This is a genomic window from Micromonospora sp. NPDC048040, assembly GCF_055587185.1.
In genome coordinates this window covers 1-18610 of the sequence record NZ_JBVJGT010000011.1, presented here as the reverse complement: position 1 = coordinate 18610, position 18610 = coordinate 1, and the positions used below count along the sequence as shown (strand labels likewise).

13 protein-coding genes and 1 pseudogene are annotated in these 18610 nt (G+C 72.3%); 10 read left to right on the top strand and 4 right to left on the bottom strand.

Features of this window, described 5'->3' with window-relative positions:
• The first annotated feature begins 33 nt into the window (after positions 1-33).
• The 3 genes from ACZ6O2_RS13990 (at position 34) to mshC (ending at position 2750) form a co-directional block, all read left to right on the top strand.
• On the top strand, positions 34-609 hold the full coding sequence (locus ACZ6O2_RS13990) for a DUF3090 domain-containing protein (protein ID WP_350704365.1): 576 nt from the start codon (positions 34-36) through the stop codon (positions 607-609).
• Positions 606-1424 (top strand): SCO1664 family protein, encoded by an 819-nt coding sequence (locus ACZ6O2_RS13985; RefSeq protein ID WP_350704363.1) that lies wholly within the window; start codon positions 606-608, stop codon positions 1422-1424. Before ACZ6O2_RS13990 ends, ACZ6O2_RS13985 begins: the two co-directional genes overlap by 4 nt.
• A gap of 87 nt (positions 1425-1511) precedes the next feature.
• Entirely contained in the window at positions 1512-2750 is a 1239-nt protein-coding gene (gene mshC, locus ACZ6O2_RS13980) for a cysteine--1-D-myo-inosityl 2-amino-2-deoxy-alpha-D-glucopyranoside ligase (protein WP_350704361.1), read from the top strand.
• A 131-nt stretch (positions 2751-2881) separates the two neighbouring features.
• Here mshC and ACZ6O2_RS13975 read toward each other — a convergent pair whose 3' ends face one another.
• Together ACZ6O2_RS13975 and ACZ6O2_RS13970 are read right to left on the bottom strand one after the other, a co-directional pair.
• A complete protein-coding gene (locus ACZ6O2_RS13975; RefSeq protein ID WP_466023082.1) occupies positions 2882-3673 on the bottom strand; it encodes a GntR family transcriptional regulator in 792 nt (263 codons plus the stop codon).
• Between the two features lie 126 nt (positions 3674-3799).
• The gene (locus tag ACZ6O2_RS13970; protein ID WP_357093678.1) at positions 3800-4669 is read right to left on the bottom strand and encodes a PAC2 family protein; all 870 of its coding nucleotides are present in this window, start codon (positions 4667-4669) and stop codon (positions 3800-3802) included.
• Between the two features lie 262 nt (positions 4670-4931).
• Between ACZ6O2_RS13970 and metH the strand changes: the two genes are divergently transcribed.
• Entirely contained in the window at positions 4932-8447 is a 3516-nt protein-coding gene (gene metH / locus ACZ6O2_RS13965; RefSeq protein WP_466023081.1) for a methionine synthase, read from the top strand.
• A 99-nt stretch (positions 8448-8546) separates the two neighbouring features.
• On the opposite strand, the gene ACZ6O2_RS13960 is transcribed toward metH, so the two are convergent.
• Entirely contained in the window at positions 8547-9917 is a 1371-nt protein-coding gene (locus tag ACZ6O2_RS13960; protein ID WP_466023080.1) for a serine hydrolase domain-containing protein, read from the bottom strand.
• A gap of 287 nt (positions 9918-10204) precedes the next feature.
• Between ACZ6O2_RS13960 and ACZ6O2_RS13955 the strand changes: the two genes are divergently transcribed.
• The 6 genes from ACZ6O2_RS13955 (at position 10205) to ACZ6O2_RS13930 (ending at position 17735) form a co-directional block, all read left to right on the top strand.
• Positions 10205-10645 (top strand): phage holin family protein, encoded by a 441-nt coding sequence (locus ACZ6O2_RS13955; RefSeq protein WP_466023079.1) that lies wholly within the window; start codon positions 10205-10207, stop codon positions 10643-10645.
• A gap of 113 nt (positions 10646-10758) precedes the next feature.
• Positions 10759-10938 (top strand): hypothetical protein, encoded by a 180-nt coding sequence (locus ACZ6O2_RS13950; protein WP_350704349.1) that lies wholly within the window; start codon positions 10759-10761, stop codon positions 10936-10938.
• 238 nt (positions 10939-11176) lie between these two features.
• Positions 11177-12946 (top strand): thiamine pyrophosphate-dependent enzyme, encoded by a 1770-nt coding sequence (locus tag ACZ6O2_RS13945; RefSeq protein WP_466023078.1) that lies wholly within the window; start codon positions 11177-11179, stop codon positions 12944-12946.
• The gene (locus ACZ6O2_RS13940) at positions 12943-16071 is read left to right on the top strand and encodes an FAD-binding and (Fe-S)-binding domain-containing protein (protein WP_466023077.1); all 3129 of its coding nucleotides are present in this window, start codon (positions 12943-12945) and stop codon (positions 16069-16071) included. The genes ACZ6O2_RS13945 and ACZ6O2_RS13940 overlap by 4 nt, the downstream gene beginning before the upstream one ends.
• 5 nt (positions 16072-16076) lie before the next feature.
• Positions 16077-17156, top strand: a complete 1080-nt coding sequence (locus tag ACZ6O2_RS13935; RefSeq protein ID WP_466023076.1) for an enolase C-terminal domain-like protein — start codon at positions 16077-16079, stop codon at positions 17154-17156.
• Positions 17157-17291: 135 nt separating this feature from the next.
• On the top strand, positions 17292-17735 hold the full coding sequence (locus ACZ6O2_RS13930) for a PPC domain-containing DNA-binding protein (RefSeq protein ID WP_466023075.1): 444 nt from the start codon (positions 17292-17294) through the stop codon (positions 17733-17735).
• A gap of 5 nt (positions 17736-17740) precedes the next feature.
• Here ACZ6O2_RS13930 and ACZ6O2_RS13925 read toward each other — a convergent pair.
• Positions 17741-18339: pseudogene (locus ACZ6O2_RS13925) on the bottom strand (glycoside hydrolase family 15 protein); the annotation flags it as partial.
• Between the last annotated feature and the right edge of the window lie 271 nt (positions 18340-18610).

Below are 18610 nucleotides of genomic sequence, written 5' to 3'. Positions count from 1 at the left end.
CGGTGCCGTGGCGCGCCGGATAGGGTCGTGGGTATGACCCACCAGGTGCACGCCTTCGAGCCGCCGGAGCGGTTCGTCGCCGGGACCGTCGGGCCGCCCGGGGAGCGCACGTTCTTCCTCCAGGCGCGCGGCGGCGGCCGGCTGGTCAGCGTCGCGCTGGAGAAGGTCCAGGTGTCGCTGCTCGCCGAGAAGCTGGAGGAGCTGCTCTCCGAGGCGCAGCGCCGCTTCGGCGTGGAGCTGCCCGAGCCGGTGGCCGCCGTCGGCGACAACGACCCGCTGGACACGCCGGTCGACGAGGAGTTCCGGGTCGGCACGCTCGGGCTGGCCTTCGACGTCGACACCGCGACCGTGGTGATCGAGGCCATCGCCGCCGGCGAGGCGGAGGCCGAGGTCGAGCTGGGCGAGCCGGACGACGACGAGGACGTCGACGACGAGCCGGACGACGACCTCGACCGGCTCCGGGTGCGGCTGACCCCCGAGGCGACCCGCGCGTTCATCGAACGGGCCCGACGGGTGGTCAACGCCGGCCGCCCGCCCTGCCCGCTGTGCGGCCAGCCACTCGACCCGGCGGGTCACCTCTGCCCGCGCCACAACGGTTATCACCGGTGACCTCGTCGGAACTCCAGCCCCGACAGGACGGCGACGCCGCGCTCCGGTTGCTCCGCGACGGCCGACTCGACCTGGAGGGGCGACTCGTCGACGCCTCCAACACCACCCTGCGCGGCATCCTGACCCTCGACGGGGCGACCGCGCGGTGCGTCTACAAGCCCGTGCGGGGTGAGCGTCCGCTGTGGGACTTCCCCGACGGCACCCTGGCCGGCCGGGAGGTCTCGGCGTACGTGGTCTCCCGGGCCACCGGGTGGGATCTGGTCCCGCCCACGGTGCTGCGGGACGGCCCGTTGGGGCCGGGGTCGTGCCAGCTCTGGATCGACGAGCCGGAGGAGGCCGAGCCGCTGGTCGGCTTCGTGCCGGCCGACGCGCTGCCGCCCCGCTGGTTCCCGATCGCCGCGGCCCGCGACGACGACGGCACGCCCTACGCGCTCGCCCACGCAGACGACCCGCGGCTGGCCCGCCTCGCGGTGCTCGACGCGGTGATCAACAACGCCGACCGCAAGGGCGGCCACGTGCTGGTCGGCCCGGACGACCGGATCTACGGCGTGGACCACGGGGTGAGCTTCCACGTCGAGGAGAAGCTGCGCACGGTGCTCTGGGGCTGGGCCGGCCGGCCGCTGCCGGGGGATGCCGTGGAGATGCTCGACGCGCTCGCCGGTCAGCTCGCCGGCGCGCTCGGCGCGGAACTGGCCGACCACCTCACCATCGGGGAGATCGCCGAGCTGGCCGCCCGGGTCGACCGGATGCGCCACACCGGCTGTTTCCCGCAGCCGTCGCAGGACTGGCCGGCGGTGCCCTGGCCCCCCATGTGACCGCCCGGCACCGCTTCGGCGGGCTGTCGTGATGATCACTTGTGGGGTGGACGTGTCCGGGTCCGGCGGCTGGTTAGGCTGACGGTCATGGACTCTTGGGTGGGACACGAGGTGCCGCGGCTGCCGGGCAGGGGCGGGCCGCTGGCGTTGTTCGACTCGGCGCGGCAGGGCGTCCGGCCGAGCGAGCCGTCCGGCACCGCGACCATGTACGTCTGCGGCATCACCCCGTACGACGCGACCCACCTCGGCCACGCCGCCACCATGATCGCGTTCGATCTCGTGCAGCGGATGTGGCGGGACGCGGGCCTCGACGTGCGCTACGTGCAGAACGTCACCGACATCGACGACCCGCTGCTGGAGCGGGCCGAGCGCGACGGCGAGGACTGGAAGGTCCTGGCGATGCGCGAGACGGCCCTGTTCCGGGAGGACATGGAGGCGCTGCGGATCATCCCGCCGGCGCACTACGTGGGCGCGGTCGAGTCCATCCCCGACATCGCCGAGAAGGTCCTCGTGCTGCTCAAGGAGGGGGCCGCGTACCGCCTGGAGGACGGCACCGGCGACGTCTACTTCGACATCGCCGCCGCGCCCCGGTTCGGCTACGAGTCCAACCTGACCCGCGAGCAGATGCTGGAGATCTTCCCCGAGCGCGGGGGCGACCCCGACCGGGCCGGCAAGCGCGACCCGCTCGACCCGCTGCTGTGGCGCGGCGCCCGCGAGGGCGAGCCCTCCTGGCCGGGCGGTGACCTGGGTTCCGGCCGCCCCGGCTGGCACATCGAGTGCGCGGTGATCGCGCTCAACCTGCTGGGCGACCGGATCGACGTGCAGGGCGGCGGCAACGACCTGATCTTCCCGCACCACGAGTGCTCCGCCGCGCACGCCGAGCGGCTCACCGGCGCGGCGCCGTTCGCCGACCACTACGTGCACGCCGGCATGATCGGCCTCGACGGCGAGAAGATGTCGAAGTCCCGGGGCAACCTGGTCTTCGTCTCCCGGCTGCGCGCCGACCGGGTCGACCCGATGGCGGTCCGGCTGGCACTGCTCTCCGGGCACTACCGCGCCGACCGCACCTGGACCGACGAGCTGCTGGCGGCCGCGCAGCAGCGGCTGGCCCGCTGGCGGCAGGCCGCCGCCGTGCCCGCCGGCCCGTCGGGGGAGGCGTTCCTGGCCGGCGTACGCGCCCGCCTCGCCGACGACCTCGACTCGCCGGCCGCCCTGGTGCTGGCCGACGAGTGGGCCGCGGCTGCCCTCGCCGGCACCGCGACCGACCCGGCCGCCCCCACTCTCTTCGCCGACACCCTCGACGCCCTCCTGGGCATCCGCCTCTGACCCAGCCCTCGCTTCCCACGCCCCGGTCCCGACCGCGATCTTGCACTGTCGGCCCTTGGCGCGCGGCGTGTGTCCGCCTTCGCCGGGCGGCAGGCGCACGAGCGCGGTCGGGAGGGGCGGGAGGGGCGGCGTCAGCCCAGGACCAGCCCCGGGTCGGGGTCCGGGTCCGGGGCGGGGGAGGGGATCTTGTACTCCTCGGTCAGCGTGGTGACCGGGCCGGGCCAGGTCGCCTGGGCGACCTCGATCGGCTTGCGGTGACCGTCGTACGCGACGTGCAGTAGGTGCAGCACCGGGGTGTCGGGACGGATCTGGAGGATCTCCGCCTCCTCCCGGCTGGGCTGGCGGGCACTGATCGTGTCGGTGGCCGAGACGTACCGCCGGCCGGTGGCCTCCTCGGCCTCCTGGTAGAGCGGCCGGCCGAATGCCTCGGCGCGCTCCAGGGACGTGCCGGCGGTGTCGGCCGGCAGGAACCACGAGGCGCCCACCTCGACCGGCGAGTCCTCGGTGCGGACGAGGTGGCGCCGGCAGAGCAGCTCGGTGCCGTCGGCCACGCCGAACGCGTCGGCCACCTCGGGCGGGGCGGGGGCCCGGCCGACCGAGACGAGCTGCTGCCGGTACCGGGCGGCCAGGTCGGTGTGGTAGCCGCGGAAGCCGCCGTACCGGCCCCGGGAGAGCCGGTTGAGCCGCCGCCGCGTGCCCCGGACGTACGTCCCGGAGCCGGGCTTGGTGATCAGGATGCCCTCGACCCGCAGCTGGTCGACGGCCCGCTGCACGGTCTGCTTCGCCACGCCGAACATCTCGGCGATCGCCGGGATGGACGGCAGCCGCTCGCCGGGCCCCCAGTCGCCGCGGCGGATCTGCGCCTTGAGCTGCGCGGCGATCTGTCGGTGCGGGAACTCGGCCGCCCCCGGATTGATCTGCATGCGCGCCTCCTCGATCACAGCTAGGTTCCTAGGATGCCGTAGAGGTGGTGACGGCGCCACCCCGGACACGCGGAAAGGGCCCCGGACGACATGCGTCCGGGGCCCGGGGCGGGCAGGGGAGAGGCGCTACCAGGAGCCGGCGGTCGGGCCGGCGGAGCCGCCACGGCGGCGCAGGTACTTCTCGAACTCCTGGGCGATCTCGTCGCCCGTCAGCGGGGTGATGCCCGCGTCGCCGACGCGTTCCTCCAACTCGCGCACGTACTCGCCGAGCTCGGCGTCCTGCTCGGCGGCGCTGCGCACCCGCTGCTCCCACTCGGCGGCCTCCTCGGCGAGGTCGGCCATCGGCACCGGCAGGTCGAGCACCTCCTCGACCCGGTGCAGCAGGGCCAGGGTGGCCTTCGGGCAGGGCGGGTTGTTGGCGTAGTGCGGCACGTGCACCCAGAACGACACCGCGTCGACCTCGGCGCGGTTGCAGGCGTCGTGCAGCACGCCCACGATCCCGGTCGGGCCGTCGTAGCGGGTGGGGGTGAGCTGGTAGCGCTGCGCGGCCTCCGCGTCGGAGGCGCTGCCGCTGATCGGCAGCGGCCGGGTGTACGGCACGTCGGCCAGCAGGGCGCCGAGCACGACCACGCGCTCGACCTCCAGGCTGTGGCAGATCTCCAGCACCTGCTCGCAGAAGGTGCGCCACCGCATGCTCGGCTCGATGCCCCGGATCAGCACCACGTCCCGTTCGGTGCCCTCGGGGCTGGCCACCATGAAGCGGGTGGTGGGCCACTCCACCCGGCGGGTCTCGCCCTCGGCCATCGTGATGGTGGGGCGGCTGACCTGGAAGTCGTAGAAGTCCTCCGGGTCGAGCTCGGTGACCTGGCGGGCCTGCCACACCTGCTCCAGGTGCTCCACGGCGGCGGTGGACGCGTCGGCGGCGTCGTTCCAACCTTCGAACGCGGCGATCGCCACGGGGGACCGCAGCACCGGCAGTCCGTCGAACTCGGTCACGCCGTCACCTCACCCTGCTCGTCGGGGGCGGTGCCGGGACCGTACCCGGTCGCCCGCCCGCCGGGCGTGGTGCTGTCGCTGTTGTCCTTCACGTCCGTCAGCCTACGTCCCGGCGCGGGAAGCGGCCCGTCGGCCGCGCCGGTCGGGCCCGACGTCGGCCGGTCATAGCGCGATGAACCGGACGGCGTGATCCCGCTGACAGAATGTGGGAAGACAAGCACGGGGGAGCCCATCGGGTCGCGGCGGCACTAACCTGAACCCCGTGCGGACCTCATTGCTCGACGTGCTGGCAGACCGGATCCTCATCGCCGACGGCGCCATGGGCACGATGCTGCAGGCGGCTGACCTCACCCTCGACGACTTCGAGGGCTACGAGGGCTGCAACGAGATCCTCAACGTCACCAGGCCGGACGTGGTCCGCGGGGTGCACGAGGCGTACCTGGCCGCCGGCGCGGACTGCGTCGAGACCAACACCTTCGGGGCCAACCTGGCCAACCTCGGCGAGTACGACATCCCGCACCGCATCCGCGAGCTCTCCGAGGCGGGGGCGCGGATCGCCCGGGCGGCCGCCGACGCGTACGCCACGCCGGAGCGGCCCCGGTTCGTGCTCGGCTCGATCGGCCCGGGCACCAAGCTGCCCACCCTCGGGCACGCCGCCTACGCGACCCTGCGCGACGCCTACCAGGAGAACGCCGAGGGCCTGATCGACGGCGGTTCGGACGCGCTGATCGTGGAGACCTGCCAGGACCTGCTCCAGGTCAAGGCCGCGGTGGTCGGCTCGAAGCGGGCGATGGCCCGGCTCGGCCGGACGGTCCCGATCATCTGCCACGTCGCCGTGGAGACCACCGGCACCATGCTGGTGGGCAGCGAGATCGGGGCGGCGCTGGCGGCCATCGAGCCGTTGGGGGTCGACCTGATCGGGCTGAACTGCTCGACCGGGCCGGCCGAGATGGGCGAGCACGTGCGCTACCTCTCCCAGCACTCCCGGATCCCGCTGTCGGTGATGCCGAACGCGGGCCTGCCGGTGCTGACCGCGGACGGGGCATACTTCCCGCTGACCCCGGTGGAGCTGGCCGACGCCCTGGAGCGGTTCGTCACCGAGCACGGCGTCTCGCTGGTCGGCGGCTGCTGCGGCACCACCCCCGAGCACATCCGGGTCCTGGCCGAGCGCCTGCACGGCACGAGCCCCGTACCCCGCGAGGCGCGGCACGAGGCGGGGGTCTCGTCGGTCTACCACCCGGTGCCGTTCGCCCAGGACGCCTCCCTGCTGATGGTGGGGGAGCGGACCAACGCCAACGGCTCCAAGGCGTTCCGCGAGGCCATGCTCGCCGGCGACTGGCGGGCCTGCGTGGAGATCGCCCGTGGCCAGGCGCGCGACGGCTCGCACCTGCTGGACCTGTGCGTCGACTACGTCGGCCGCGACGGCACGCAGGACATGCGGGAACTCGCCGGCCGCTTCGCCACCGCCTCCACCCTGCCGATCATGCTGGACTCGACCGAGCCGGCGGTGATCGAGGCGGGGCTGGAGATGCTCGGCGGGCGGTGCGTGGTCAACTCGGTCAACTTCGAGGACGGGGACGGCCCCGAATCCCGGTACGCGCGGGTGATGCCGATCGTCAAGGAGCACGGAGCCGCCGTGGTGGCGCTGCTCATCGACGAGGAGGGGCAGGCGCGGACCGCCGACTGGAAGGTGCGGGTCGCGGGCCGGCTGATCGAGGACCTCACCGTGCGGTGGGGGATGGACCGCGCGGACATCCTGATCGACGCGCTGACCTTCCCGATCGCCACCGGCCAGGAGGAGACCCGGCGCGACGGCATCGAGACGATCGAGGCGATCCGGGAGATCGCCCGCCGCTGGCCGGGCGTCAACTTCACCCTCGGCATCTCCAACGTCTCCTTCGGGCTCAACCCGGCCGCCCGGCAGGTGCTCAACTCGGTCTTCCTGCACGAGTGCCGCCAGGCCGGCCTGACCAGCGCCATCGTGCACGCCAGCAAGATCCTGCCGTTCAACAAGATCCCCGACGAGCAACGGGAGGTGGCGCTGGACCTCGTCTACGACCGGCGCCGCGAGGGCTACGACCCGGTGCAGAAGTTCATCGAGATCTTCGAGGGCGTGGATGCCGCGTCGGCGCGGGCCGGCCGGGCGGAGGAACTGGCCGCGCTGCCGCTGGAGGAGCGGCTCAAGCGGCGGATCATCGACGGCGAGCGCAACGGCCTGGAGGCCGACCTGGACGCGGCGATGGCGCAGGGGCGCAGCCCGCTGTCCATCATCAACGACATCCTGCTCGACGGCATGAAGGTCGTCGGCGAGTTGTTCGGCTCGGGCCAGATGCAGCTGCCGTTCGTGCTCCAGTCCGCCGAGGTGATGAAGACCGCGGTGGCTTACCTGGAGCCGCACATGGAGACCGCCGAGGACGGCGGCAAGGGCCGCATCGTGCTAGCCACCGTGCGGGGCGACGTGCACGACATCGGCAAGAACCTGGTCGACATCATCCTGTCCAACAACGGTTACGAGGTCGTCAACATCGGCATCAAGCAGCCGATCAACGCGATCCTGGAGGCCGCCGAGCAGCACCGGGCCGACGCCATCGGCATGTCCGGCCTGCTGGTCAAGAGCACCGTGATCATGAAGGAGAACCTGGCCGAGATGGCCTCGCGCGGGGTCGCGGAGCGCTGGCCGGTGCTGCTGGGCGGGGCGGCGCTGACCCGGGCGTACGTCGAGGACGACCTGCGGGCGATGTTCCCCGGCCAGGTGCACTACGCCCGGGACGCCTTCGAGGGGCTGTCCCTGATGGACCGGGTGATGACCGCCAAGCGTGGCGGGGCGCCCGTGATCGACGCCGAGCGGGAGGCGGCCCTGGCGGCCCGCCGGGCCCGCCGCGAGCGGCAGCGGGCGATCGTCAGCGAGGCGCTGCCGGCGCTGGACGACGCCTCGGTCCGCTCCGACGTGGCCACCGACGTCGAGGTGCCCGCCCCGCCGTTCCTGGGCACCAGGGTCGTCAAGGGCGTGCCGCTCGCGGACTACGCGGCGCTGCTCGACGAGCGGGCCACCTTCCTCGGGCAGTGGGGGCTGCGCGGCGCGCGGGGCGGCAAGGGACCGTCCTACGAGGAGCTGGTGGAGACCGAGGGTCGGCCGCGGCTGCGCTACTGGCTGGACCGTCTCATCGCCGACCAGGTGCTTGAGGCCGCCGTCGTGTACGGCTACTTCCCGGCGTACGCCGAGGGCAACGACCTGGTGGTGCTGGACGAGAACGGGCACGCCGAGCGGGCCCGGTTCTCCTTCCCCCGGCAGCGCCAGGAGCGGCGGCTCTGTCTGGCCGACTTCTTCCGCCCGCGCGGCGACGAGCTGGACGTGGTGGCGTTGCAGCTGGTCACGGTGGGCCAGCCGGTCAGCGAGTACGCCGCCAAGCTGTTCGCCCGCAACGAATACCGCGACTACCTGGAGGTGCACGGGCTGTCCGTGCAGCTCACCGAGGCCCTGGCGGAGTACTGGCACCGGCGGATCCGGTCCGAGTTGACCCTGCCGGGCGGCCGTACCGTGGCCGACGACGATCCGGCCGACCTGGCGGGGCTGCTGCGCACCGACTACCGGGGCTGCCGGTACGCGTTCGGCTACCCGGCCTGTCCGGACCTGGAGGACCGCGCGAAGATCGTGGAGCTGCTGGGCTCGGAGCGGATCGGCGTGCAGTTGTCGGAGGAGTTCCAGTTGATGCCGGAGCAGGCCACGGACGCGATCGTGGTGCACCACCCGGAGGCGAGCTACTTCAACGCCAAGTAACTCACGCATGGCAGCGCAACGGATCGGGGTTGATCCGCGACTCGTATACGAACAGAGGCCAGCACATCGTTGGCCGCCGCGAGCACAGGTGTTACTCGGCTATTTGGGTTGCTTGGTTGATGGCGTCGCGGTTTGCGTGACTCCCTCCTGCCGCAGTTCCAGGATGTAAGGCTGGTTGTTGGTCTGTAGGAACCGGACTTCCAGGTCGAGTCCTGGGTGTAGGTAGCGCCCGTCTGGTTCTGCCAGTAGTACAACCGGTTGCTGGGCAGCGGCGGTGAAGGTCAGTTGGCCGTTGGTGACCGCGATGTCGATCGGGTAACCGTCGTGTAGGACGTAGCGGCCCGTCACGTCACTGGGCGGCGCGGCTGTGATGCTGGTGGCGTACTGACGGTCCGCGGCGGCGCGGATGCTGGCCAGCAGCTCCCATCCATCCTCCGAGTTGGTCATCGCAGCGACTGCGGTGCCGCTGTCGGGCCACACGTAGGAAAAGCAGGTATAGCCAACGTTCAACCCGGTGTGTCCGACACGCCGGCGCCCGGCGCGGTCGTCAACCTCGGTGCCGAGCCCGTAGCTGCCGGCAGGAATCTGCGGTGTCCACATCTCGGTGGCCAGGTCGGGGTCGAGCAGCGTCGAGTCTCCCGAGGCCGCCCGGGCGATCTCGAGGTCGAGCCGGAGCAGGTCGGTCGGGGTGCTCCACAGTCCAGCTGCGGCCGTCTCCGGTTGCACTCGCCAACCGCCGGGAATCCCGGTGCCGCCCCCGTGATGGCCACGAGCCACCAGATGCGGTCGCTGGTGCGGAAACTGCTGGTCGAAGCTGCTGTCGGTCATGGCGACCGGTTCCAGCACCAGAGTTTGCATGAGGTCCTCGAACGGGGTTCCGGTCGCGTCCACCATCAGCTGCTGGAGCACGGAGTAGTGGCTGCCCGAGTACCGGAAGCGGCTACCCGGCAACAGGGTCGACCGAACCGGTGGAGTGGTCGTCGAGCCGCTGCCTTCCAGGACCTGCAACAGCGACGGGGCGCGATCAGCGGCATAGCCGCGGTACCAGGTGTCGGACAAACCCGCCGTGTGTGCCAGCAGTTGTCGTAACGTAACTCCCGGTTGTTGACCCTCGCGGTCGAGTAGTTGCCACGAGGTGAGGTACTCGCCGATGTCGGTGTCCAGGTCCAGGACACCTTCCTGGACCAGTAGCAATGCGCCGAACGCGGCGACATGCTTACTGATCGAGCAGGCCGCAAACGCGGTGCCCGCGGTCACCGGCATCGACGTCTCGCCACCCGTGACGCCATACCCCGCCGCCCACACCCGCCCGCTCACGTGGCCGACGGCGATGCTGACCCCCGGCACCTGATAGATGCTCATCAGATCGGACAACGCCGCGGTGTCCGGCGAGAGCCGCCCGGAAGACACATGCCGGTCAAGTTGGCCCAGCAATGGGACCCAGTCCTGAGAGATACCCACGTCTTCCACGGCGTCGATTCTCGGCCACACGTACCCGGTGGATCAACGCGATGGCGAACGCGTTCACCGACGCGGGCTTCCGCCGCTTCCATGCCGGTGCCGGGACCGGCGGCGGTCTCGGGATACGCGGTGCTGACGCGGCGCGAGCGGTTCCCGGCGTAGCGGTGAGTCGTACGCCGCCGTCTCCGCCTGGCTCGTGCTGCGCGATCCCCCAGCCGCCGCTGTGGGACGGGAGCGAATGGGGGCGCTGTTTCGGGGTACCCGACCGCGCCGAGACGAGCCGAGGGGGAGGCCCGATGGGCATGGCGAACCAGCCCGGGGATGGCGGCCGACCAGCCAGTCCCACCGACCGCCTGGCGGAGGACGTGGCCGAGGTGGTACGCGAGGAGGTTCGAGCGGTACGCACCCAGCTCGCGGACGCCGCTCGTCCAGCCGGGCTCGGCTTCGTGCTGCTGGCCGCCGCCGGAGGGTGTGCGGTGCTGGCTGTCGGGGCGGCCTCGGCGACCTCGCTGCGGATGTTGGAGGCGTTCCTGCCGCGACGGCTGGCGGCTGCCGGGATGACCGCCGGGTACGTGGCCGCTGCTGTGTTCCTCGGCGCCGCGGGCCTGGATCGGCTGCGTGCGGCGGGCGGAAGGTCCGCCCGCCTGGCGGACGAGGTACGCGACGCGGTGTCCAGCACCGCCGGCCGGGTGGTGCCGGCCGGTTCCTCGGCCGCCCGCGACGAGCTGGGGCGCTGAACCAGATCCGCAGCGGATCGGCCGTGGCGCTGGTTCTCACCTCGTTTGCCGGGCGGAGCGTCGGGTACCGCCGGCAGGATGCGGGGGCCGCACACAGGAATGGACGGTGGGCGATGAGACGGAGTCGGATCGACGACGCGATCGTCGGAAGGATTGGTGACGCCGCGGGCACCCTCGTCGACCCCAGGAGAGGACTTGGTCAGTTGAAGTCGTCGGTCTCCGGTAAGCAGATCGCGCTGCTCCTGGCGGGTCTGGTCCTCGGCCTGCTGATCTCGCGTCGCCGCCGCGGCTGAGCGGTCGCGGGCCGCCCGGCCCTGGCCGAGCTGCACCCTGCGCACCTCGCCGCCGTGGCCGCCGCCCACGGGTCTTCGTCCGGCGGCATCCTCCCGGCGGCATCCGTCCGGCATGTCACCGCCGCTCTGCCGAAAACGTCAGGTCGGACGTTTGCCGCGAATCGTCACGGGTAGCTCGCGACGGATCGGATGTCGGGTGGCCGTCCGGACCGCGGGGTACGGATTCAGGAGGCGTGACGTGCAGGAGATCGTAGGCGAAGGCCTTGCCCGACGACTGGTGGAGTGGGGCGTCGACACCGTCTTCGGCCTCCCCGGCGACGGCATCAACGGCCTGATGGAGGGCTTTCGTCGGCAGCGGGAGAGGCTGCGGTTCGTGCTGGTGCACCACGAGGAGGCGGCGGCCTTCATGGCCACCGGGTACGCCAAGGCCACCGGCCGGATCGGGGTGTGCGCCGCCACCTCCGGGCCGGGCGCAATCCACCTGCTCAACGGGCTTTACGACGCCAAGCTCGACCACGTCCCGGTGCTCGCCATCACCGGCATGCAGGAGACGTCGGTGCTCGGCTCCCACTACCAGCAGGAGGTACACACGGCGCTGCTCTTCCAGGACGTGGCGGAGGCGTACAACCTGATGGTCACCAACCCCCAGCAGGTGCCCGGCGTGGTCGACATCGCCATCCGGCACGCCCTGGCGCGGCGCAGCGTCGCCCATCTGACCTTCCCCAACGACGTGCAGGTCGCCGCCGTCGGCGAGGACCCCTACCGGCACGTCAGCCCGGGGGTGCCACCCGCGAGCAGCGCCGTGGTGTCGCAGCCGCCGGTGGCGCCGGCGCAGGTCGACCTGGCCCGGGCGGCGGAGGTGCTCAACGCCGGGAAGAGGGTGGCCATGCTGGTGGGCGTCGGCGCCCGCCACGCCCGGGACGAGGTGCTCGCGGTGGCCGAGGCACTGGCCAGCCCGATCGTCAAGACCCTGCCCGGCAAGCTGGTGGTGCCGGACGACCATCCGCTCACCACCGGCGGCCTCGGCCTGCTCGGCACGAAGCCGAGCGAGGAGCTGATGGAGGAGTGCGACACCCTGCTGATGGTGGGCACCTCTTTCCCGTACGGGAAGTACCTGCCCGCGCCGGGGCAGGCCAAGGTGGTCCAGATCGACATCGACGCGAGCCTGATCGGCCTGCGCCTGCCGGTGCAGGCGGCGGTGACCGCGGACGCGAAGCTGGCGTTGCAGCAGCTGCTGCCGATGCTCCAGGCCCGCTCGGACCGGTCCTTCCTGACGAAGTACCAGCGGGCGCGGGACGCCTGGCGCGCGGACATGATCGCCCTGCAGGACCCGGGACGGGATCCGATCGCCCCGCAGTACCTGATCAGCTGCATCGACGCGGCCGCCACCTCGGACGCCATCCTCACCTGCGACTCCGGCACGATCGCCACCTGGGCGGCGCGGCACTGGACCATCCGCGGCGGCCGCGAGTTCTACCTCTCCGGCAACCTGGCCACCATGGCGCCGGGCCTGCCGTACGCGATCGCCATGCAGCACGCGTTCCCCGGCCGGCAGGTCATCGCGTTCGTCGGCGACGGCGGCTTCGCCATGTTGATGGCCGAGTTCCTCACCGCCGTGCGGCACGAGCTGCCGATCAAGGTGGTGATCAACAACAACAACTCGTACGGCCAGATCCTCTGGGAGCAGATCGTCCTCGGCTACCCGGAGTACGCGGTGCGGCACCGGCAGCCCGAGGCCGACTTCGGCGCGTGGGCACGGGCCTGCGGTGGGTACGGCGTGAAGGTCACCGACCCGAAGGCGGTGCCGGACGCGATCCGTGGGGCGTTGGCCCATCCGGGCCCGGCGCTGGTCGACTGTGACGTCAACCCGGACGAACCGCCGATGCCCGGCAAGGTCCGGTACGAACAGGCCAAGCACTTCACCGAGGCGTTCCTGCGGGGCCAGCCGCACAAGGTCGCCACCCTCGCCACCGTGGCCCGAGACAAGATCAACGAGCTGCGGTCATGACCCGGCGCGTCACCGGCACGGCACGGAGGGCAGCTCCGGCCACGGAGCCGGTGTCCCTGCCCGGGCCCGTCGTGCGGCCGCCCGAGCCGGCGTACGACGTCGACCTGGCCGCGCTCGCCGCGGACCTGCGCGCCGAGGTGGACGGGGAGGTGCGCTTCGACGCCGGCGCACGGGCCGCGTACGCCACCGGTGGTTCCAACTACCGCCAGGTGCCGCTCGGCCTGGTGGTGCCCCGCACCGTCGAGGCGGCGGTGGCCGCGGTCGCCGTCTGCCGCCGCCACCGCGCGCCGGTGCTCTCCCGGGGCGGCGGTACCAGCCTGGGGGGACAGGTGACCAACGTGGCGGTGGTCATCGACTGGTCGAAGTACTGCAACCGGCTGCTGGAGGTCGACCCGCAGGCCGGCACCTGCCTGGTGGAGCCCGGCATCGTGCTCGACACGCTCAACGAGTTGCTGGCACCGCACGGGCTGGAGTTCGGGCCGCGCCCGTCCACCCACAGCCACTGCGCCATCGGCGGGATGATCGGCAACAACTCCTGTGGCTCCACCGCGCAGCGCAGCGGCAAGGTGGTCGACAACCTTGTCGAGATGGAGGTACTGCTCTACGACGGCACCCGGATGTGGGTCGGCGAGACCAGCGACGAGGAGTACGCCGAGATCGAGCGACGGGGCGGCCGGCAGGCCGAGATCTACCGCCAACTGCGGGCGCTGCGCGACGAGTACCAGAGCGACATCCGCACCCGCTACCCGCGCATCCCGCGCCGGGTCTCCGGATACAACCTGGACAGCCTGCTGCCGGAGAAGAACTTCCACGTCGCACAGGCGTTGGTCGGCTCCGAGGGGACGCTGGTCACCGTGCTGCGGGCCCGCTTGATGCTGGTGCCGGTGACACGGGCCAAGTCGATGGTGTTCCTGTCGTACCCGGACATCGCCGCCGCCGGAGACGACGTGCCGCGGGTCCTGCCGTACGACCCGATCGCGTTGGAGGGGCTCGACGACAAGCTGGTCAACTTCGAGAAGCGTAAGCACCTGCACCCGGAGGCGCTGCACAAGCTGCCCGCGGGCGGCGGCTGGCTGATGGTGCAGTTCGGTGGCGACACCCGCGAGGAGGCCGACGCCGCGGCCGAGCGGATGATCAACGACTTGTGCCGCGACGGCGGGCCGACCGCGCACCGGTACGACAATGAGGCAGACGAGCGCCAGATGTGGCTGGTCCGCGAGTCCGGACTCGGTGCCACCGCCCGGGTGCCGGGTGAACCCGACACCTGGGAGGGCTGGGAGGACTCGGCCGTCGCTCCCGAACGGCTCGGCGACTACCTGCGCGATCTCGACGCGCTGTTCCGCGAGTACGGCTTCGAACAGGCCTCGCTCTACGGGCACTTCGGGCAGGGCTGCGTCCACACCCGCATCCCGTTCAAGCTGACGACCGCCGAGGGGGTGCGGCAGTTCCGCTCGTTCGTCGAGCGTGCCGCGGATCTGGTGGTCTCCTACGGGGGCTCCTTCTCCGGAGAGCACGGCGACGGGCAGTCCCGCGGCGAGCTGCTGCCGAAGATGTTCGGCGACCGGCTTGTCAGCGCGTTCGGGCAGTTCAAGGCGATCTTCGATCCGGACGACCGGATGAACCCGGGCAAGCTGGTGGCCTCCTACCCGTTGGACAGCCACCTGCGGCTCGGCGTCGACTACAACCACGGCCAGGTGGCGACCCACTTCCACTATCCGGACGACGACGGCAGTTTCGGCCGGGCGGTGCTGCGCTGCGTGGGCGTCGGCCAGTGCCGGCGAGAGCACGGCGGGGTGATGTGCCCGTCCTACATGGTCACCCGGGAGGAGGAGCACTCCACCCGGGGTCGGGCGCGCCTGCTGTTCGAGATGCTCGACGGCACCGCCCGCGGCGGCACCATCTCCGACGGTTGGCGCTCCGAGGCGGTCCGCGACGCGCTCGACCTCTGCCTGGCCTGCAAGGGCTGCAAGTCCGACTGCCCGGTCAACGTGGACATGGCGACGTACAAGGCGGAGTTCCTGTCCCATCACTACCAGGGCCGGCTCCGGCCCCGCCCGCACTACTCGATGGGCTGGCTGCCGGCGGTGGCCACGGTCGCCGCCCGGGCGCCCCGGGTGGTGAACGCGCTGGCCCAGGCGCCCGGGCTGAGCCGGCTCGCCAAGCTGGTCGGCGGCATCGACCAGCGCCGGGAGATCCCGGTCTTCGCCACCGAGACCTTCCAGCACTGGTTCGCGGACCGCTGGCCGACCGGCGACGGCTGGCGCGGCGAGGTGATGCTCTGGCCGGACACCTTCACCAACCACCTCCAGCCGGGCATCGCCCAGGCGGCCGTGGAGGTGCTGGAGGCGGCGGGCTGGCGGGTCCGGGTGCCGGAGCAGCCGGTCTGCTGCGGGCTCACCTGGATCTCCACGGGACAGCTCGGCATGGCGAAGAAGGTGCTGCGGCGGACGGTGGAGGTGCTCCGACCCCACCTGCGGGCCGGCACCCCGATCGTGGGGCTGGAACCGAGCTGCACCGCGGTGTTCCGCAGCGACGCCCGGGAACTCTTCCCCGACGACGAGGACGTGCACCGTCTGCGGCAGCAGACCGTCACCCTGGCCGAGCTGCTGCACGACCACAGCCCCGGATGGCAGGCGCCGAAGCTGTCCGCGCACGCACTGATCCAGACCCACTGCCATCAGCACGCCGTCCTCGGCACCACCGCGGACCAGGCGGTGCTCACCGATGCGGGGGTCCAGGCCGAACTCCTCGACTCGGGCTGCTGCGGGCTGGCCGGCAACTTCGGCTTCGAGGCGGGGCACTACGAGGTCTCCGCGGCCTGCGCCGAGCGGGTTCTGCTGCCGGCCGTCCGGGGTGCCGCCGACACGGACGTCATCCTGGCCGACGGCTTCAGCTGCCGTACGCAGGTCGAGCAGAGCGCCAACGGCGGCCGCTCCGCGATCCACCTCGCCGAGCTGCTGCGGGCCGGCCTGCGTGGTGAGCGGGTGACCGCCCGCCCCGAGCAGGGGTGGGGGCAACGCCCGCAGCGGCCCTCCCGGGCTGCCCGCCTGCTCGCCACCAGCCTCGTCGGGCTGGCCGCGCTGGCGCCGGTCGCCGCGCTGGCCAGTCGCCGCCGGGGGCGGTGACGGCGGTGCGGCTGAGCGCGGCGGCGTACCGGGTACCGACCGACGCGCCCGAGGGCGACGGCACCTTCGCCTGGGACAGCACCACCATGGTGCTGGTCCGCGCGGAGGCCGACGGCCAGGTGGGCACCGGCTGGACGTACGGGCCAGCAGCGGTGGTTCCGGTCGTCACGGATCTGCTCGCGCCCGTGGTGGCCGAACTCGACCCGGACGACGTGCCGGCTGCGTGGTCGGCCATGCGGCGGCGGCTGAGAAACGCCGGGCGGCCCGGAATCGCCGGCCTGGCGCTCTCCGCAGCCGACTGCGCGGTCTGGGACCTCAAGGCCCGCCGGCACGGCCTGCCGTTGGCCCGGCTGCTCGGCACCGCCCGTCGGCAGGTGCCGGTCTACGGCAGCGGCGGATTCACCACCTACGACGCCGAGCGGCAGCACCGGCAGCTCTCCGGCTGGGTGCACGACGAGGGCATCCCACGGGTCAAGATCAAGATTGGCGAGTCCGGGGGCACCGACGCGCCGCGGGATCTGGCCCGGATGGTGGCCGCCCGGCGCGCCATCGGCGACGACGCCGAGTTGTACGTCGATGCGAACGGCGGGTACCAGCGCAAGCAGGCGGTACGGATGGCCCGGGCCGCGGCCGACCTCGACGTGCGCTGGTACGAGGAACCGGTCAGCTCGGACGACCTGGTCGGCCTCGGGCTGGTCCGCGACCAGGTGCTGCCCGACGTCGCGGCGGGGGAGTACGGCTTCGACCTCGTCTACTTCCATCGGATGGCCCCGTACGTCGACTGCCTGCAGATCGACGTCACCCGGTGCGGTGGCATCAGCGAATTCCTTCGGGCGGCGGCGGTGGCCGCCGCCTCGGGCCTGGAGGTGTCCGCGCACTGTGCGCCCCACCAGCACCTGGCCGTGGCGGCAGCGACGCCGAACCTGCGCCACATCGAGTGGTTCCACGACCACGTCCGGATCGAGGCGATGCTCTTCGACGGTGCGGTGTCCGCGGCGGGAGGCGGGGCCGCGGTGCCGCTGGACCGGCCGGGCCACGGGCTGGAGCTGCGTGCCGCCGAGGCGGAGCGGTACCGGGTGGGCTGAGGCTGCGCCGGAGAGAGGAAAGGGTGCGATGGACGCGACGACGGCGGTGCCGGCCTGGCACACCAGTGCTCGCCCGACCGGTCGGGGCAGCACGGTGACCGCCCGGCCGGCCGGCTGGCGGCGGGACGGTCGGCGATGAGGGCGCACGAGCTGCACCACCAGACCGGGCGGGTCCTCGTGGTCGTCTGCGACAAGGGGGAGGAGGCGGTCGAGGCCGTGGGGGCGGCGCTGCGCGAGCATCGGATACACGCCGCCCGGGTGACCGCCGTCGGCGGTTTCGCCGACGCCGAGGTCGGGTGGTTCGACCGGGAGACCGGCGACTACCGACCGATCCCGGTACGCGAGCAGGTCGAGGTGCTCTCCCTGCTCGGCGACGTTGCCGAGCGGGGCGGGGAGCCGGCGCTGCACGTGCACGCGGTGCTCGGCCGCGCCGACGGCAGCACCGTGGGCGGGCACCTGCTCCGGGGCCGGGTGTGGCCGACGCTGGAGGTGATGATCTCCGAGGTGGCGCCTGAGTTGGCCAAGCGGGTGGACCCGGAGACCGGGCTGGCACTCATCTCGGGCGCGGGCGGCGGGTAGACCGCTCAGCCGGCCGATGGGCAGGGTGCCGCCTGATTCAGGTTACCGCCGTCTCCAACATCAGCGCATGCACGAACGCCTGGGGCAGGTTCGCGCGCAACTGCCGCTGCTGCACGTCGTACTCCTCGGTGAAGAGGCCCACCGGGCCGCAGGCGGCCCGGCTCTCCGCTCGAACCACCGGTTCGCCCCCACGACGTCGCCGGCCTGCCAGGCGGCCATCGCGGCCGCGAAACCGCAGAGCAGGAACGCTCCCTCGGCGTCCCCCAGTGGGCGGCTGTCGGGGCGGAACCGGTACAGGTATCCGTCGCATTCCAGCTCCGCCAGGATCGCCCGCCGGGTCGCCTCGGTCCGCGCGTCCCCTGCCGGCGCCGCGCCCCGGATGCCGGGAAAGAGCAACGCGGCGTCGACCCGCCTGTCGTCGTACGCTCGCTGCCAACGCCCGGACGGATGCTGCCCGTGGGCTGCCGCGTCGGCGAGGATCGCATCGGCCAGGGCCAACCATCGTCCTGCCTGTCCGCCCGACGCGACCCCGGCCGCCGCGCGCAGCCCGGCCACGGATCAGCTTCGAGTGAAACCACTGGCGGGGCGGCAGTTCCCAGATGCCGACGACCCGGGCGAGCCGAGCAGACCGTCGCCCGGCCCGCCAGCGTCCGTCCGTGCGTCAAGGTCCGCTTGACGTGGCGGACCGGGCGGCGGCCCGCTCTCCAGGAGGGCGGGTCGGCGGCGGACGGGATGGCAAGGCCAGCGGGGTGGGTTTGGACCCACCGCACGGACGCCGACTTGTCGAGCACGATCGCGATGCGGGTCTGCGGTGGGTGCAGGCTGCGTAGGTAGCGGCAGAACTCCAGGAACCGTGTGCGGTGTTTCCTCGGCTT

What these genes read in the sequence shown, in the direction of transcription:
- ACZ6O2_RS13940 (WP_466023077.1), top strand. Translation starts at nt 12,943, where the DNA reads ATGACCCGGCGCGTCACCGGCACGGCACGGAGGGCAGCTCCGGCCACG.
- ACZ6O2_RS13955 (WP_466023079.1), top strand. Translation starts at nt 10,205, where the DNA reads ATGGGCATGGCGAACCAGCCCGGGGATGGCGGCCGACCAGCCAGTCCC.
- ACZ6O2_RS13975 (WP_466023082.1), bottom strand. Translation starts at nt 3,673, where the DNA reads ATGCAGATCAATCCGGGGGCGGCCGAGTTCCCGCACCGACAGATCGCC.
- ACZ6O2_RS13930 (WP_466023075.1), top strand. Translation starts at nt 17,292, where the DNA reads ATGAGGGCGCACGAGCTGCACCACCAGACCGGGCGGGTCCTCGTGGTC.
- mshC (WP_350704361.1), top strand. Translation starts at nt 1,512, where the DNA reads ATGGACTCTTGGGTGGGACACGAGGTGCCGCGGCTGCCGGGCAGGGGC.
- ACZ6O2_RS13950 (WP_350704349.1), top strand. Translation starts at nt 10,759, where the DNA reads ATGAGACGGAGTCGGATCGACGACGCGATCGTCGGAAGGATTGGTGAC.
- ACZ6O2_RS13990 (WP_350704365.1), top strand. Translation starts at nt 34, where the DNA reads ATGACCCACCAGGTGCACGCCTTCGAGCCGCCGGAGCGGTTCGTCGCC.